The organism is Sinomonas soli (assembly GCF_054782415.1).
This window is the reverse complement of record NZ_BAAGSN010000007.1, coordinates 96,545-112,906: the sequence shown is the minus strand read 5'-3', so window position 1 is coordinate 112,906 and position 16,362 is coordinate 96,545. Positions and strand designations below refer to the sequence as shown.

Genomic DNA, 16,362 nt, shown 5'->3' with positions numbered 1-16,362 from the left:
CGCTCACGGCCGGTGGCGCAACGCTGCGCAGGGACGGCCGGAACGGTCGGGGTCTTAGGTAGGTGGAGCCATTCTCCAGATCGCAAATTGCTGAATTCTAGAATGCAGGTTCTGGATTGATGCGACGGTATATCGTGGGTCACACAGGCGTCAAGGGGTTTGAGGTCGCAGACGATCCGGGAAGTTGGTGAGCATGGCCAAACGCAGGAGCGTGCACTACACGACGCCAGAGAACGAGAAGGCAATCCTGGACGCGGTCCTCGGCCTCGCGGTTGAGGCAGGCTACGAGGGGACTACGATGTCGGAGGTTGCGCGTGTCTCGGGGCTCCCTATCGGCTCGGTGTACTGGCACTTCGAGAACAAGGAGAAGCTATTCGTCGCGCTGTTGGACTACTGCTTCGGTCTTTGGCGCGATTCGGTCGGGGGACGGAGTCAGCGTGAGTTGCTGGGCAGCTCGATTGCGGGCGCGGCTGCCCCTCGATCGGACCCCGCCAATGCGAAGCACGCGTTCTGGGTCATCGGTCTGGTCTTCGCCCTCGAGAAGCGTCTGGAGGACAACGAAGCGCGCCAGAAGTACCTTCAGATCCGTGCGGACATGTTCGAGACCGCCTTGGGGCAGGTGGGCGGGCAGTTCCCGGCGCAGGCCCTCGGGGCGGATCCGGATTTCGCACGGAAGATCGTGGCCTTCGGCCGGGCGCTGACGGAGGGATTCTACGTATCGGCCTCAGCCGGTGATGACGTCGACTTCAAGGAGCTCGCCGAGCTGTCGACCCTGGCGGTCGACCTGCTGACCGAACACTATGCGAAGCGCGGTGCCGAGGCGAAGTCGCAGGAGGGGGAGTCCTGATGGCCAATCCCGAGAAGGTCGCGATCGTCGTCGGGGGAGGGTCCGGCATCGGTGCGGCGTGTGCCACCGAGCTCGCCGCCTGCGGCTATCGCATCGCCGCGATGTCGCCCTCCGGGCGCGCCGCGGACCTCGCGCGCCAGGTCGGCGGCGTCGGCATGGCCGGCTCGAACCGTTCCGTCGACGACCTGCAGGCAGTCGTCGACCTGGCTGTGTCCACCTATGGGCGCGTCGACGCCGTCGTCAATTGCACCGGTCACCCTGCCAAGGGCGGGGTCCTCGAGCTGACCGATCAGGACTGGGTGGACGGGCTGGAGATCTGCCTGCTGAATGTCGTCCGCATGGCTCGCATTGTCACTCCACACATGCTGCAGCCCCGGAGCGGGTCGATCGTGAACATCTCGACGAGTTCGCCCTTCGAGCCGAACCCCGCGTACCCGGTCTCGGCCACCATCCGCGCTGGCCTCGCCTCCTTCGCCAAGCTCTACGCTGACGAGTACGGCCCGCGGGGCATCCGCATGAACAACGTCCTACCCGGCTTCACCAAGCCAGACCCCAGCACGGTCCCCGCCGAATGGACCTCCCGCATCCCCCTGCGCCGTGCGGCCAGCACGGCCGAGGTCGCGCGCGTCGTCCGCTTCCTCGCGAGCGACGAGTCGAGCTACATCACGGGGCAGAACATCCGTGTCGACGGCGGCAGCTCCCGCGCCGTCTGATGCCGGCTACCTGAAGGTCATGCGGCAATCACCCGCGCAGACTCGAGCATCGGCTCGAGTGCGCCGTCGAGTATCTCCTCCCGCAGGGTGATGGCCGCCAGGCAGGCGTTCGGGCGCAGCCCGTCTGAGCCGATCGGGACCGCCAGAGCGTACGCCCCCGGCTCAACCTCGCCGGAAGTGCGCGCCCAGCCGCGCGAGCGCGCCTCGGTCAGGACGGCAGGATCGTTCGGGCGTGCCGGGTGAAGGGAGCGCAGCGCCCAGGTGGCAGCGCCGTGGTCGAAAGGGTAGCTGGCTCCCTCGCTGAGCGAGAGGTGGAAGCCCGCCGATCGCGGAGTCTCGACCAGCAGCGCGTAGGCTGCCCCTGCCTGCTCCACGAACAGGGCGACCGTCGCCCCCAGACTGTCGGAGAGGCGCCTCACCTCGGGCAGCACCTCCTCACGGAAGGCGGCGATGCCGTTGCGCGCCAGCGGGATGAGCCCCGCGCCCGCGCGATAGCGGCCATCGCCTCCACGCGCGACCAGGCCGCTCTCTGAAAGGGTCTGCAGCAGCCGCGAGGCGACGCTGCGGTGGATGCCCAAGCCGGCCGCCACTTCCTGAATTGAGAGTCCATTGCCCGACGTCGCCACGTTCTTGAGCGCCTGAATCCCGCGCGCCAGCGTCTGCGACCCCTGAGGGGCCGCGGGAGGAGTCTCGGACATGCTCACAGAGTATCTGCGCCCCTTGAGTGGCTTGACAATGGCAACTGTCTGTAACCATTATCTACTCAAGATATGCACCATGGGTACATTATTTACACGTCACTACGCATCCCGGAGGCTTCAATGATGATTCCTGCCTCGATCACCACGCACTCAGAAGCCGTCGACGACCTGTACTGGCGCGAGGAGTACGAGCCGATCACTGAGGACGATGCGTTCCTGCAGCGCATTGTCGACCAGGCTGACTTGCCGTCGCTGCTCGTCGCACTCGCAGCCGTCACCGGAGACTCCCAGATCCTTCGGCCCGAGCTTCGGCCCCCGTTCCCGCCAGCGGATGTCGTTCCGGCCCCGCAGGGCGGACTGAGCCCCGAGGCTCAGACCAAGGCGCGCGATCTGGCCCTCGCCGCCCTCAAGCAGGTCCGGGACGAGCACCTCACCAGGCCGCGCCGCCTCGATCCGACAGAGACCCACATCCTGCTCGATTTCCTCACCAATGGGGCAGCTGATGCCGATACCGCGCTGCTGACCCACGAGCTCGACCTCGCGCCGAAGAAGCTCGGGGCCCTTGGCTGGACGTTCGAAGAGGCCGCCCAGGGCCGAGAGTTCAGGGTGGCGGTGATCGGCACAGGCATGTCCGGCATCGCCGCGATGTACCGGCTGAGCCAGGCAGGCGTGCCGTTCACGGCCTTCGAGAAGAACCCCGACGTCGGCGGAGTGTGGTGGGCCAATACCTATCCCGGCGTGCGCCTGGACACCCCGACCTTCGCCTACAGCTACTCCTTCGCCCAGCGCGCCGACTGGCCCAGCGCCTACGCCCGGGGAGAGGAGGTCGAGGAGTATGCGCTGGAGATCGTGGAGCGAGCCGCCCTGCGCAAGCACGTCGTGTTCGACACGGAGGTCACTGCTCTCCGGTGGGACGAGGAGCGAGGCGAATGGGAGGTCGTGACGCGATCGAGCGGCGGCGCGGAGACCATCGAACGCTTCAATGCCGTCATCTCGGCGGTCGGCCAGCTCGAGCGGCCGAATATCCCGGAATACCCGGGGCGCGGCGACTTCCGCGGTGCGCAGATGCACTCGGCGCGCTGGGACCATGGGGTGGACCTGGACGGCAAGCGGGTCGCCGTCATCGGCACCGGTGCGAGCGCCTACCAGATCGTTCCCGCCATCGTGGACAGCGTCGCGCAGCTGACCGTGTTCCAGCGATCTGGGCCCTGGATGGTCCCGGCGCCCAACTACCACGACCCCACGCCACCGGCACTGAGCTGGCTGTGCGAGCACGTCCCCTATTACGGTCAGTGGTTCCGACTCTCTGGCTTCTTCCAATCTGCCACGGGCCGCACCCACACGGTGGTCGCCGCCCCCGGCTGGGAGCGCGAGGACTCCGTCTCTGCCGTCAACCTCAAGGTGCGCCAGATCCTCACCGACATCATCACGGAGCAGTGGAAGGACCATCCCGCGCTCGTCGGAACCGTGGTGCCCAGCTATCCGCCGGGCGCCAAACGGATGCTGCGGGACAACGGCGTATGGTCACAGGCGCTGCAGCGACCGCACGCTCGGATTGTCACGAGTGGCATCGACCACTTCACGGAGAAGGGGATAGCAACCGCCGACGGGGAGCTTCACGAGTTCGACGTCGTCGTCTACGCGACCGGATTCCAGGCCTCCGACTTCCTCGACCCGATGGAGGTCCGCGGTGCGACGGGCGAGACCCTCAAGGAGCACTGGGACGGCGACGCTCGGGCATGGGCCGGCGCCTCGGTCCCCGGCTACCCGAACCTCTTCATGATCATGGGCCCGAACACGAACTATGTGGTGCACGGCAGCCAGCACTTCATGATGGAGTGCGGCGTCGAATTTGCAGTCGAGGCTATCCATCAGACGCTGCTGCGCGGCGTGAAGGGCTTCGCGGTGACGCAGCGCGCGCTCGACGACTTCGTCGCGAAGGTCGATGCCGCGAACGCCACCCGCGCCTGGGGACAGCCGCAGGTGCGCACCTGGTACAAGAACCGCCACGGTCGCGTGTCCCAGATCTGGCCGTTCAGTCACCTCGAATACTGGCAGCTCACCCACGAGGTCGACTTCGACCGCGACTTCACAGCCCACCGCTGACCGAAGGGATCCGCCACGTCCTCGGCGCCACGCCACCGGCCTGGTCCGGCCCTCCCACCGCATCGGCCGCATGGTGATGTCGAGAGGTCACCGCGGCAGTGGCGCTCTCGCCCCATTGACGAAGTACTCATCACGACTTGCCCGCACGCTGACGGCAAGTACGGGAGTCTGAGCCTGCCAGGAGACACCATGCCACTCGACGCCGCCAGCCAGCAGATGCTCGACGCAATGCGCGCGGTTGACCGCCCGCCCCTGCATAAGGTTCCGCTGGGCGAGGCCCGAAGACGAGCCATGCGCAATCTTCCCGCACTGGGAAGAGGCGCGGAGATGAGCCATGAGGAAGACGTCCTCATCGATTCGGCAACGCCCGTGGTCGTCCGGGTCTTCAAGCCCGCCCCCACGACCCTCGGGGTGGTCCTCGTATTCCACGGAGGAGGCTGGGTCCTGGGCAACATCAACGCTGTGACGCCCGTGAGCCGGCACCTCGCTCATCTGTCTGAGATGACGGTAGTCGCGGTCGAGTACCGGAAGGCTCCGGAGCACCCCTACCCGGCGGCTGTCGATGATGCCGTGAAAGCTGTCGACTGGGCAGTAGCGCACGTCGAGAGACTCACGGGGTGCGCGGGAGCACCCGTGACGGTCCTCGGTGAGAGCGCGGGAGGCAACTTGGCGGCGGCGGCAGTGCTCCGCCGGGCCGACGCGGTGGCCGCCCAAGTCCTGTGCTCCCCGGTCACCGACCACATGATGGAGTACCCGTCATATCACCGCCAGGCCAACCAGCTCACCCTGACCAAGGAGGCGATGACTTACTTCTGGAACGCGTATGCTCCTGATGTTGCCCGCCGAGCGGAACCCGATGCGTCTCCGCTTCGAGCTGCGAGTCTTGCGGGTGCTCCACCGGCCATGGTGGTTCTGGCGGAATACGACATCCTGCCTCCTGCCTGCTGCACTCACCACCCTCGAAGACGCTGCCGCGTTCCTGAGGGCCGCCCGCAAGCGGACCTTCCGGGAGCCCGGATCCTCATGTTCTCGCGCGGGAACCCCGTGCCCGTGATCGCAGGCGTCGATCGAGTCGATCGAGGCGATGCGGAGGAAGACCACCCCTGCGCCGAGGAGCCCGAGGATGAGAGTGGGTGCCGTGGCGAGCCCGATCGGGGCAGCGTCGAGTGCGAACGGGACAGCATCCGGGACCATCCCCCGAAGGCGACGCCGGCTGCGAAGTCCTGCGGCGCCGAGGGGGACGTGCGCGATTTCGATGTGCCCGTTCCCACCCAAGGCTCGGGTCACCGATCGGGCAAGCACGTTCAAGGCCTCCAGAGTCCGGACGGAAGCAGCGAGCAGCTCTAGGGCTAGCGTGACACCCGACTCATCCTCCAAACCGCCCACCTTCGCGCCCTTCTCGCACCGTGCCAGAGGTCAGCTTGGGGGAGTGGTCTGTGCCGGGACGGGCGTTGCGGCGGGATCGGGAGGCTGTGGCGTGTCGGTGGGGTCGGCAGCGGTTGTCTGGGCGGGGGCTTCGCTGGCAGGCGCCGCGGGCGCTCCTGCGCCCGAAGTCGAGGGTGCCGTGACGGTGTCGGGCACGCTGGCAGCGGGAGTGGGGGCGCTGCTGGCCGGCGCCCCAGAAGGAGCGGCCGGTTCGGTAGCCGCTGGGGCGCTGCTGGGCGCCTGGTGGGTCGCAGACGGGTCCTGCTGGATGATCTGCCGGATCTGGGCCGCGTATTGGTTCAGGCGGGCTTGGATCTGCGTCAGAGGCTGATCCTGGATGGTGGCTTGGAACGCATCGATGTCGTCCCACAGCGTGGAGAGCTGCGCCATTCCGGCGGGACTCAGCGGCTGGTCGAGTGTCAGGACGAGTTGGTTGGCGACGGCGTAGGCAAGGCACTGGGTGCAGTTGTAGTTGGCAGCTACGGCCAGGTTCTGAGGGACGACGGCGTGGACTTGGCCGACGACGAGCACCACTTGGAAGGCGACGGCCACGGCGGCGCAGTCCCGGCAGCTGGCGAACGCGTCTGCCTCGTTCACGTTGAGCGCGGAGCCGTCTTGGACCCAGACCATCGCGAAGGCGACGTCGTAGACAACCGATCCGTCCTTCGTGTTGACGGCCAAAGCCTGGTTTCCCCCGTCGCCGGGCGGGCTCGGCTTGCTGAAGGGGAAGACCCAGGCCGGTGCTGGGGCCGGTGCCGGACCCTGGGTGTTCTCCGCCGCTGGGGCCTGGCCGGTGCGCGGTACGAGGACCATTGCCAGCTGTGGTTTGTCGGCTGTCGGCTTCGCGGCCCCCTGAGGCCAGATCGCCGCGACTTGTCGCTCCTGTCCCTGCACGAGGCGATCCGTGACGGGAGCCCGCGCGGCCAGGACGTCTGCGACGGCGCCGCGTTCGTACGGCCGGATCGGGCGGTAGGTCGACCCATTGGGCCACCAGAGGGTGGCGAGGAGGGCAACGAGGGCGACGCCGGCTACTACCGATGAAGCGCGGCGCCCCGGGCGTCCGCGCGTCTTCTGCCATACGCTGCGTGTCCCGCGGGTCACCATTCGGAAGAGGATCAGGCCCATTCCGAGGACGGGGAGTGCGGCGGCGAGGATCATGACGGCCTGCGCACCAGCGCCCAGGAGGTCGCCGTTGCCCAGGGCCGCAGCGAGGGCGTTCTCGCGGCGTACCGTGCTCGCCCAGGCAGTCGCCAGAACGCGTGGGAGCGTGATGACCATCAGGGCGAGACTGCTGAGCAGCACCGGAACCACGACCAGGACCCAGAGGGTGACGACCGCGCGCGCCCACGGCTTGAGCGCCTTCGTCTCGGGATGTCCCCAGCGCCACGGCAGCAGGCCCAGCAGCGTGGGACGGATCCGGTGGTACAGGTCGGGAATACCGGTGACGTCCGCGAGCACGTGGTACCCGTCGAAGCGCACGAGGGGCGTGAGCTGGCGGATCATCTGCAGGATCTGGGTCAGGACGACCAGGAGGAGGGCGTCGTAGCGCGTCGCCCACCAGATGCCGGCGATGAGCACCGTGACGATGGCGTTGAAGTACAGGCCGCCCAGATCGGTGCGGACGCGTCCGGCCCGTCCGAGGCGGTACGAGTCGGTGACGTCGGTGTAGAAGGCTGGCCAGAAGAGGTAGAGGCCGGCTCCCATGGCACCGGGTGTGGCGCCGCCGTAGCGTGCGGCAGCGGCGTGGCCGAATTCGTGGAATCCCGCGGAGAAGACCGTCACGGCGACGACGAGCAGAAGCAGGCCCGGGCTGTCGAACGCCTGGTAGGTGGCGGAGGCGAGCCCCTTCTCCGCCAGCACCCACCAGCTCACGAACAGGAAGGCTGCAACGAGCGGGACCACAATCCACGGGCGGAAGAGTGCCGCGAAAGGGGCCGTGAGGCGCCGCGTCTTCTCCTCGTCGGTGACCGTGTAGCGGAAGCGCAGGCTCAGCAGCGGGTTTGACCGGCGGACTTCCGGCTGCGAACCGTCGGCCCGCGCGAGCAGCCCCAGGGGAAGCAGCTTCTGCTCCATGAGCGTGCGGACATTCTCTGCCGTCACCCGGCGGCCGAAGCCCTGACTCACTCGGTCAGCGACCTCTGAGACGCTGCTCCTTCCGTCCACCGCGGAGAGAACCGAGTAGAGCAGCGGGGTCAGCTGCAATGTCTGACCGTCCGCGCGCCGCACGAGGGCTGGCGCGTCCCGATAGCCGGAGCCCTTCAGCTCGCCGATCAGCTCTACGCCGTCCGCACGTGCCGGGACAGGGCCGCCGATCTCCGGAGCCGGGGACGCCGGCGCCGTAGGCGCGTGCTCACGTCCCGGAGGCGCCGTCACAGGAGCCTACTGCTGGAGGTTCGAGTGCTGGTCAGAGCTTGCTGTCGCAGCTCCGTCCACGTGCTGGCTGATGACCGCCTCCTGCTGGGCATCTGCGACGGCCGTGCTGCCCACCGTCCCGATGTTGGCCGCCACACCTGCATTGATGGGGGCGGCGACATTCGCGTTAGCTGCCGCCGCACCGTTGATCGGCGCAGCAATGCCCGCATTGGCGTCCAAATTCACGTTCACATCCAGCAGGCTGCCGTTGGCTCCGGTCGGATCGGTCGTCGTCGTCGCACCACCGGTCGTCCCCCCGGTGGGTGCAGGGGCAGGGGCCGTCGACCCGTCCGTCGTGCCAGCTCCAGCCGCGTGCCCGACGCTGCTGTCCTGCACCGAATTGGCAGTGGCGTCAGCATTGATGCCCTGGTCGATCAGGGCCCCCTGATGCGCAACCCCTGCCGCGGTGGAGCCGACCGACAGGACATTGGCCGAAGCAGGCGCATCAATGGGCGCTGCCACATTCGCGTTGGCGGCCACTCCGAGGTCAATGGGGGCAGCGGCCTGGATCCCCAGATTCAGATCGGCATTCAGATCAAGGATGGACGCCACTTCCTTGTCCGGCAGTGCCGTGATGCCCTCCGCCGCAAGCTCCTCATCCGACAGCGGCTGCAGCTCCGGATTTTCCCCCATCACCGTGCTCCATTCTGGCGCTGCGAAGCGCCTGCTCATCCTGTACCCGTGCTCTTGTAGCCCGTGATTCCGAACAGTATTAGTAGACAGACCGGTCTGTCTAGGTCGGAGTCCACTCGGTGTGTCGGGCGCTCATCGGAACAGGGGCCTGCGGTCAGTCCCGGGCGAACGTCACGTGGACCACGCCGCTCTCGGCCACCTCGCTGCTGACCGTGCAACCCGCCTCGAGCCCGCGCAGGTCCTGCCACAGGCTCTGCCCCTGGCCGAGCAGGATGGGCGAGATCGCCACATGTAGCCGGTCGACGAGTCCGGCCTTCAGGAAGGCCCGCACCGTGTCCACTCCGCCGCCGATCCGCACATCGGCGCCGCCCGCGGCCTCGGTCGCCGTGGCGAGCGCCTCCTCCGGGGTGGCCGAGAGGAAGTGGAACACCGTGCCGTTGTCGAACTCGATGGGCGCACGGTCGGCGTCATGGGTGAGGACGAAGACCGGCGCGTGGAACGGGGGCTCGTCGCCCCACCACCCGCGCCAGTCCTTGTCGTCGGGGAAGGTGTGCAGGCCGAACATGCCTGCGCCCATGATCTCGGCGCCGATGCCCTCGAAGTACGCCGCCCCGTAGCGGTCGTCGACGCCGGTGGTGCCCGCGCCGGAGCGGTCGCCGAGCACCCTCTCGCGGAACGTCCTGGTGCCGGTGTAGGCCGCAACGAGGCGCTGCCAGTCCTCGCCCATCGGGTTCTCGGGCGTCTGGTCGGTGGTCGAGGCGTAGCCGTCGAGGGAGATATTGAGGTCAACGCGAACGGCCATGCGGGTCTCCTTGGCGGTGGCGGTGTGGCGAGATACTGCGGCGACGCGGCGCCGCCGCAGTCCGGGGGGCTTCGTCGTCAGAGCCATTCTGCCGCCCGGACTTCCGTTGGGCGAGGATGCTCCGTCACCGCCGCGTCCCGTACCGGGTCAGCACCACCCCGTCGGGGAAGGTCCGCGTCTCGATCAGGTCCAGGTTCACCCAGCTGTCCAGCGCGGTGAAGAACGGCGTCCCGGAGCCTAGGAGGACGGGATAGGTGGCGAGCATGTACTCGTCGATGAGCCCAGCGCGCATGGCGGCCGCGGCGAGGGTCGCGCCGCCGATGCTCATCGGGGCCCCGTCCTCGGCCCGGAGCCGGGCGATCTCGGCGGCCGCGTGGCCCTTGACCAGGCGGGTGTTCCATTCGAGGGGCCCGTGGAGGGTCGAGGAGAAGACCACCTTCGGGGTCTCCCGCCAGTTCCGGGCGAACTCGATCTCAGCCGGGGTGGCGCCGGGCTCCTGGTCCGCGGTGGGCCAGTAGGGGCTCATGGTCTCCCACAGCCTGCGCCCGTACAGCGTCAGGCCGCTGGCCCGCTCCTGGTCGAGCCACCACTGGAACAGCTCGTCGCTGGGCGGGCCGCCCCAGCTGATGTCCCCGCCCGGTGCCGCGATGTAGCCGTCCAGGGACACGTTCATGCCGTAGACCAGTTTCCGCATGGGCCCAGCGTTCCACCGGGCGCCCTCCGCGTACAGACATCGTCCGTCTTTCCCAGGCTCTCCGTAGCACTCGGTGCGGTTCCCTCGAGTGGCATCTCGCCGGTCTTGCGAGAATGGAGCGCAGCGCCGCATCCTGCGGCGCGGAACGGGGAGATGATGCCGGACGGCGCCGGGACAGAGGCCAGCCCAATCGAGTCGGTCGACCGGACGCTGCGACTCGTCGAGCTGCTGCGCGAGCGGGGCTCGCTGTCGGTCAAGGAGACGGCGGAGTCGCTCGGGATCGCGCCCTCGACGGCCCACCGGATGCTGGCAACGTTCGTCATGAGGAATTTCGCGGCGCGCACCGGCGACCGACGCTACCGCGTCGGCCCGGCCCTCGTCCCTGACCGCGCCCACGGCGCCTCGCTCGCCCAGCTGCGCAAGGCCGCCGAGGGCCCGCTGCACGAGCTCGCCGAGACCCTGGGGGAGACGGTCCAGCTCATGGTGCGCCGCGGCGGGAACATCCTCTTCGTCGACGGCGTGGAGGCCGACGCCGTCCTGCGCGTCACCGTCCGGCGCGGCGACCAGATGCCGGCCTTCGCCTCCGCAGGCGGCAAGGCCATCCTCGCCGAACTGAGCAACCCCGATCTCGAGGAGATCTACCGCAGCGGCCTGCCGCCCTGGCCCACGAGCCCCATCGCCACGATCGGCCGGCTCAAGAAGTCCATGGCCGAGGTGCGCCGCGCCGGCTTCGGCACCAACTTCGAGGAGACCGAGTCCGGCGTGGTCGGCCTCGGCGTCGCCATCCACGACCCGGCTGGCCAGCCGGTGGCGGCGATCACGACGGCGATCCCCGCCTCCCGCTTCAAGCGCCCGGCCATGCCGGGCATCGTCGAGGCACTGCGCGGGACGGCGGCGGAGATCGAAGGCCGACTGGCCGCCGGCCCCCAAGGCTGACTCCCGAGGCAGCGCTGGGGGCCGGCGTGGAGGAGCCTGGGTTCAGGCCCCGAGCGCCGCGCGGATCGCCGCGACCGTCGCTTCGAGCCCCTCGGGATCCACGAGCACGCCGGGATCCACGACGTCCTTCGCCGCCGCCCCCAGGACGATCCGCTTGAGCGGCACCTCGAGCCGTTTGCCGATCGAGGACCGCGGCACGCTCTGCACGGGAACGATCACGTCCGGCACGTGCCGCGGCGAGAGCTGGGAGCGGATGAGCGTCTTCAACCCCGCCACGAGCGAGGCAGGGTCCCCCTCAGGATCCGACGGCACGACCGCGAGCACGAGCCGGCCCATCCCGCTGCCGTCCTCGAAGTGCAGCACCATCGAGTCCGCGAGGCCGGGGGCCTGGTCCAGCACGGCGTAGAACTCTGCCGTCCCCAGCCGCACACCGCCCCGGTTGAGGGTCGCGTCGGACCGGCCGGTGATCATCCACCCGCCGTCCGCGGTGTGCACGAGCCAATCGCCGTGGCACCACACGCCCTCGAAGGTGTGGAAGTACGACTCCCGGTACCGCTGCGCCCCGTCCTTGCCCCAGAACCCCACCGGCATCGACGGCATGGGCTGCTTGACCACCAGCTCGCCCGGCTCGCCCACCGGAACCGGGATGCCCTCGGGCGACCAGGCGTCGACGTCGGCACCGAGCGCCCGCGTGGCCATCTCGCCGGCCCGCACCTCGGAGAGGAAGCTGCCGCCCACAAACGCCGTGCACACGTCGGTCCCGCCCGAGGTGGGGCCGAGCAGCAGCGTCGGGGACACGGCGTCGTACACCCACTGTGCCGCCTCCGCGGACAGCGGCGAGCCGGAGCAGTTGATCTCCCGCAGCCGGCTCAGGTCCCAGGTCCCGCCGGGCCGAAGCCCGGCCTTCGCGCACGCGGCGAGGTACGCGGACCCGGAGGCGAGGTAGGTCGCACGGGTCTCGGCGGCGACGGCCCACTGGGACCACTCGCCGTCGAGCGAGGGCCAGCCCGGATCCCCGTCCACGAGGACGAGCCCGCACCCGGTCAGGAGCGAGGACACCATGAGCGTCCACACCATCCACCCCGTGGTGGTGTACCAGAACGCGAGGTCCTCCGGCCCGAGGTCGAACTGCAGCGGGATCGCCTTGAAATGCTCGAGCAGGATCCCGCCGTGCGAGTGCACGATCGCCTTCGGCTTCCCCGTGGTCCCGGACGAGAACAGCACGGTCAGCGGGTGCGCGAACGGCACCGCCAGCGCCCGGAACTCGCCCGGCTCGGCGCGCAGCGCCTCGTAGGGCTCGACGCCGTCCGGCAGGGCCGCCGTCGGGCCGCCTTCCGTGGGGCCGAGGTAGCGCAGGAGCACGACGGCGGTCCCCGGCAGTGCGGCCCGGATCTCCTCGAGCTCGGCGAGCCGCCCGACCTCGCGCGCGCCCCACCGGTAGCCGTCCACGGCGATGAGCAGCTTCGGGTCCAGCTGGCCGAGCCGGTCGATGGCGCTGCGCGGCCCCATCTCGGGCGGCACCGCGGCCCACACGAGCCCCATTCCGGCCGCCGCGAGGTACGCGGCGAGCGCCTCGGGCGTGTTCGGCAGGTACCCGGCGACCCGGTCGCCCGCTGCCAGGCCGAGCCGCCGGTAGCCGGCCTGGAGCCGCCCGATCTCCTCGATGAGCCGGGTACCGGTCCACTCGATCGGCCCCCGCGTCTGGCTTCGGGCCTTGATGACGACGGCGTCCCCCCGCTCGCGCAGGGCCCGCACCACGTGCTCGGCGTAGTTGAGCGTGGCGCCGGGGAACCACTCCGCACCGGGCATCTCGCGCCGCCCGAGCACGCGCTCCGGCGGCGTAGGGGCGATGATCCGCGACTCGTCCCAGACGAGCTGCCAGAACCCCTCGAGGTCCTCCACGCTCCAGCGCCACGCGTCCTCATAATCGGCGAGCGTGCGGCCGGTGGCCTTCTCGGCCGTGAGGAGGAAGCGGCCCAGGCGGGTCTCGGGCCAGGCGCCCTTGGCGGGGGAGGGGCGCAGGAGCGCGCCCTGCTGGGCGGCGGACGTGGTGGCGGGCGTCGTCGTCATGATGGTGGTTCCCCTAGGCAGAGTGCTTGTGCGCGAGATCGTGGGTGTGGCCGGCGGACGCGGCGGTCCCGCCGGAGATGGACCCGGTGATCCAGGACATCATTCCGGCCGAGGCGTCGAACGCGGGCTTGCGCTCGGTGCCGCTCCACACCGTCTCCGGCCGGCACTGCAGCAGCACGAGGTTGGACCCCTCGGGCAGCTCCTCGTCCACCGCGAACTCGATGTCCTGCGCCGACCCGTGGATCCGCTCGAGCCGCTTGCCGAGCGCCGCGAGGGCGGTCACCTCGGCGTCGTCGAGGCAGAGCTCGGCGTAGCGGGAGGGGTCCACGGGCGACGGCGCGGCCCCCGTCCGGTACTCGATGCGCTTGTCCCCGGGGGTCCGGTCCGCGATCTCGAGGCCGATCTTGTCCACGAGGAACCGGTCCGGGGTGACCTCCCCGCCCACAACGGCCAGGCCCAGGCCCCAGCTCGCCTCGAGGACGATCTTGGAGCGGTCTCCGCTCGTGGGGCTGAGCGTGAACATGACGCCGGCGGCGCGGGCGCGGACCACCTTCTGCACCACCACGGCCATCTCGATGGTGCGGGGGTCGAGCTCCTGCTCGATCGCGTAGCCGAGCACCCGCGGGGCGAAGATGCTCGCGTAGCACTTGAGGACGTGCGCCAGGACGTCCTCGGCCCCGCGGATGTCCACCCACGTCTCGAACTCGCCGGCGAAGGACGCCCCGGCCGAGTCCTCCGAGGTGGCGCTCGAGCGCACGGCGACGGAGACGTCGTCGAGCCCTGTCGCGGCGCACAGCTCGGCGTACGCTGCGCGGACCGAGTCCGCGAGGTCCTGCGGGACCTGGGTGGAGCGGACTGCCTCCATGAGCGCCTGCCCGGTGCGCTCGAGCGCGGCGAGGTCATGCGGGTCGAGGGGCTCGGCGAGCAGGCGGTCGATCGTCTCCGCGAGACCCGTGGAAGCGATGAAGCGGCGGTAGGCCTCGGCCGTGACCGCGAAGCCCGGCGCGACTGGCAGCCCGTTGGCCGTCATGTCGGCGAGGCTCTTGGCCTTGCCGCCGGTCTCGCGGACCTCGCGGCAGCCGGGCTCGGTGAAGGTGAGCGTGAACATGGTGTCTCCTCTGGGCCCTGCCCGGTCAGACCAGGGCGGACGTGTCGGTCGCGGTCTCGTCCGCGGTGGGGCCGGCGTCGAGCAGCTCGACGGTGCCCTTGCGCCCGTCGATCCGCACGCGCTGCCCGGTGGTGAGCCGCGCCGTGGCGAAGCCGGTGCCGACCACGGCCGGGAGGCCGTACTCGCGGCACACGATCGCGGCGTGGCACATCATGCCGCCGATGTCCGTGATGACGCCCGCCGCGACCGAGAACGCAGCGGCCCACGACGGCGCGGTGATGGGCGCGACGAGGATCTCGCCGGGCTGGAGCTGCGGGAGGTCGTTCTCCGAGCGGAGCACGCGCACCGGGCCCTCGACGACGCCTAGCGATCCGGGGATGCCGGACAGGCCCCCGGCCGACTCGTCCGAGGAGCCGAGCCAGTCATTGACGCGCTCGGTGGTGACGCCGTAGTTCATGACCGCGAACGGGTCCGTGACCTGCTCCGGCGGGATGCCGTAGGCCGGCGCGGCCGGGACGGACTGCAGCGCGGCGACGATCGGCTTGCGGCGCTCGATCTCGGCGGCCCAGCGGCGCTTGCCGCGGGCCGGGACGCCGATGGCCCACGAGTCGATGACGTCGAAGAGGACCTGGTCCACCTCGTAGCGGTTGAGGTAGTAGAAGTCCTCCTTGTCCGCGAGGAAGCCGGCGGAGACGAGGAACTGCGCGAGCTCGTCCGCCTTCTGCCAGAAGACGTTGTGGGCCCAGTGCTCCACGTAGATGTTGTGCTCCTCGATGTACGGGAAGACCTTGCGGGCCAGCCCGAGGAGCTCGTCGAACTGCGCGGCCTCGGCCGGGGCGAGGAGGGCACGGTACTCGTCCACGATCTCGTCGCGGTCGGCGCGCAGCTGCTCGATCGGGCGGGAGATGTCCTCGCCCGCGGCGATCTTGGTCGCGTAGCGGGAGATGTTCTGCAGCGGGACGGAGAGGTCCTGGGCCCACGTGACCTGGTCGTGCGTGAAGCCGTACTCGGTGAAGTAGTTGAACCACGGATCCTTGGCCTGCTCGAACGCCGCGATCCACTCGTCCCCGCGGGGAGCCGCCGCGATCCGGGCGAGGACCTCCTCGGGCGAGCCGCCGGCGTCGAGCGTCTCCACGAGGCCCAGCCGGTTGGCCTTCGCGGCGAGGGCGCGCAGCTCGTCGTCCGGGCGGAAGGCGAGCACGTCCACGCCGGCGACCATCCGGGAGATCTGCTGCTCCGTGATCAGCGGGAAGGCCTGCTTGCAGAACTGGAAGAACGTGATGTAGCCGCCGTAGCCGAGATTGAGGAACTCGAAGTGGTACTGCCAGATGGCGAAGAACTCGTCGATGAGGCGGTGGTAGTTCTCGATGACGGCCAGGGCGTCGGAGCGGCCCTTGGCCTCGAAGACGACCTCCTTCGGGTCGTAGGCCGGCAGGGCCGGGAAGCCCACCGTGTCGAGGGAGGCGATGGCCCGGTCCATCTTGGCCTTCCACTTCCCGTACAGCTCGTCCCAGTTCGCGTAGTAGTAGCCCGCGCGCTCCTGGAACACCGCGGCGCGCTCCTGGATCTGTGCCGGATCGGTCACCGCGAGCGGGGAGATGTAGACGTAGCCGTTGAACATGCGCACGTCCAGGCCGAGGGAGACCGGCAGCGCGAAGATGCGTGTGCTGAAGGTGCCCACGCCGAGGTACACGGCCTCCGCGCCGATGCTGTCGAACGGGTGGGCGCCGCGGGACCAGTGCATCGTGTCGGCGAACCAGAACTGGGCGTCCTCGTGGGCCTGCGTCTCCTCGGAGGGGACGAGGTAGTACGGGTACATGGACTGCCAGCTGTCGCCGCCGGCGGGGGCCGGGGCCTCGGAGAAGAACGGGAAGCGGCGGGTGTTGTCGAGGGACATGGTGGGTTCCTTACTGCG

Annotated in this window: 13 protein-coding genes; 5 read left to right on the top strand and 8 right to left on the bottom strand. The window is 69.5% G+C overall.

The window, feature by feature from the left end:
- The first annotated feature begins 211 nt into the window (after positions 1 to 211).
- Positions 212 to 847 (top strand): TetR/AcrR family transcriptional regulator, encoded by a 636-nt coding sequence (locus ACYVKZ_RS08210; RefSeq protein WP_460991659.1) that lies wholly within the window; start codon positions 212 to 214, stop codon positions 845 to 847.
- Complete coding sequence (locus tag ACYVKZ_RS08205; protein ID WP_460991658.1) at positions 847 to 1,560, top strand: SDR family oxidoreductase; 714 nt, start codon at positions 847 to 849, stop codon at positions 1,558 to 1,560. Before ACYVKZ_RS08210 ends, ACYVKZ_RS08205 begins: the two co-directional genes overlap by 1 nt.
- A gap of 17 nt (positions 1,561 to 1,577) precedes the next feature.
- Here the strand turns inward: ACYVKZ_RS08205 and ACYVKZ_RS08200 are convergent, their stop codons facing one another.
- Positions 1,578 to 2,258 (bottom strand): IclR family transcriptional regulator, encoded by a 681-nt coding sequence (locus ACYVKZ_RS08200; RefSeq protein WP_460991657.1) that lies wholly within the window; start codon positions 2,256 to 2,258, stop codon positions 1,578 to 1,580.
- A gap of 123 nt (positions 2,259 to 2,381) precedes the next feature.
- On the opposite strand from ACYVKZ_RS08200, the gene ACYVKZ_RS08195 reads away from it, so the two are divergent.
- Positions 2,382 to 4,367 (top strand): flavin-containing monooxygenase, encoded by a 1,986-nt coding sequence (locus tag ACYVKZ_RS08195; protein ID WP_460991656.1) that lies wholly within the window; start codon positions 2,382 to 2,384, stop codon positions 4,365 to 4,367.
- Positions 4,368 to 4,556: 189 nt separating this feature from the next.
- Positions 4,557 to 5,714 (top strand): alpha/beta hydrolase, encoded by a 1,158-nt coding sequence (locus tag ACYVKZ_RS08190; protein WP_460991655.1) that lies wholly within the window; start codon positions 4,557 to 4,559, stop codon positions 5,712 to 5,714.
- Positions 5,715 to 5,783: 69 nt separating this feature from the next.
- Here ACYVKZ_RS08190 and ACYVKZ_RS08185 read toward each other — a convergent pair whose 3' ends face one another.
- The 4 genes from ACYVKZ_RS08185 to ACYVKZ_RS08170 all read right to left on the bottom strand — a co-directional run bounded on the left by ACYVKZ_RS08185 (position 5,784) and on the right by ACYVKZ_RS08170 (position 10,333).
- Positions 5,784 to 7,892 (bottom strand): hypothetical protein, encoded by a 2,109-nt coding sequence (locus ACYVKZ_RS08185; RefSeq protein ID WP_460991654.1) that lies wholly within the window; start codon positions 7,890 to 7,892, stop codon positions 5,784 to 5,786.
- Between the two features lie 279 nt (positions 7,893 to 8,171).
- Positions 8,172 to 8,837, bottom strand: coding sequence for a peptidoglycan-binding protein (locus ACYVKZ_RS08180; RefSeq protein WP_460991653.1), 666 nt, complete (start codon positions 8,835 to 8,837; stop codon positions 8,172 to 8,174).
- Positions 8,838 to 8,991: 154 nt separating this feature from the next.
- Positions 8,992 to 9,639 carry a dihydrofolate reductase family protein gene (locus ACYVKZ_RS08175; protein WP_460991652.1) on the bottom strand — a complete coding sequence of 216 codons (648 nt, stop codon included), beginning with the start codon at positions 9,637 to 9,639 and terminating at the stop codon, positions 8,992 to 8,994.
- Between the two features lie 124 nt (positions 9,640 to 9,763).
- A complete protein-coding gene (locus tag ACYVKZ_RS08170) occupies positions 9,764 to 10,333 on the bottom strand; it encodes a dihydrofolate reductase family protein (protein ID WP_460991651.1) in 570 nt (189 codons plus the stop codon).
- Between the two features lie 153 nt (positions 10,334 to 10,486).
- On the opposite strand from ACYVKZ_RS08170, the gene ACYVKZ_RS08165 reads away from it, so the two are divergent.
- Positions 10,487 to 11,269: an IclR family transcriptional regulator gene (locus ACYVKZ_RS08165; protein WP_460991650.1), complete on the top strand. Its 783-nt coding sequence runs from the start codon at positions 10,487 to 10,489 to the stop codon at positions 11,267 to 11,269.
- Between the two features lie 42 nt (positions 11,270 to 11,311).
- Here the strand turns inward: ACYVKZ_RS08165 and ACYVKZ_RS08160 are convergent, their stop codons facing one another.
- Genes ACYVKZ_RS08160 through ACYVKZ_RS08150 form a run of 3 tightly spaced genes read right to left on the bottom strand, consistent with a single transcriptional unit; the run spans position 11,312 to position 16,344 of the window.
- Positions 11,312 to 13,339 (bottom strand): acetoacetate--CoA ligase, encoded by a 2,028-nt coding sequence (locus tag ACYVKZ_RS08160; RefSeq protein ID WP_460991649.1) that lies wholly within the window; start codon positions 13,337 to 13,339, stop codon positions 11,312 to 11,314.
- A 13-nt stretch (positions 13,340 to 13,352) separates the two neighbouring features.
- The gene (locus ACYVKZ_RS08155) at positions 13,353 to 14,447 is read right to left on the bottom strand and encodes a PEP/pyruvate-binding domain-containing protein (RefSeq protein WP_460991648.1); all 1,095 of its coding nucleotides are present in this window, start codon (positions 14,445 to 14,447) and stop codon (positions 13,353 to 13,355) included.
- A gap of 25 nt (positions 14,448 to 14,472) precedes the next feature.
- On the bottom strand, positions 14,473 to 16,344 hold the full coding sequence (locus tag ACYVKZ_RS08150; protein WP_460991647.1) for a PEP-utilizing enzyme: 1,872 nt from the start codon (positions 16,342 to 16,344) through the stop codon (positions 14,473 to 14,475).
- Positions 16,345 to 16,362: the final 18 nt, after the last annotated feature.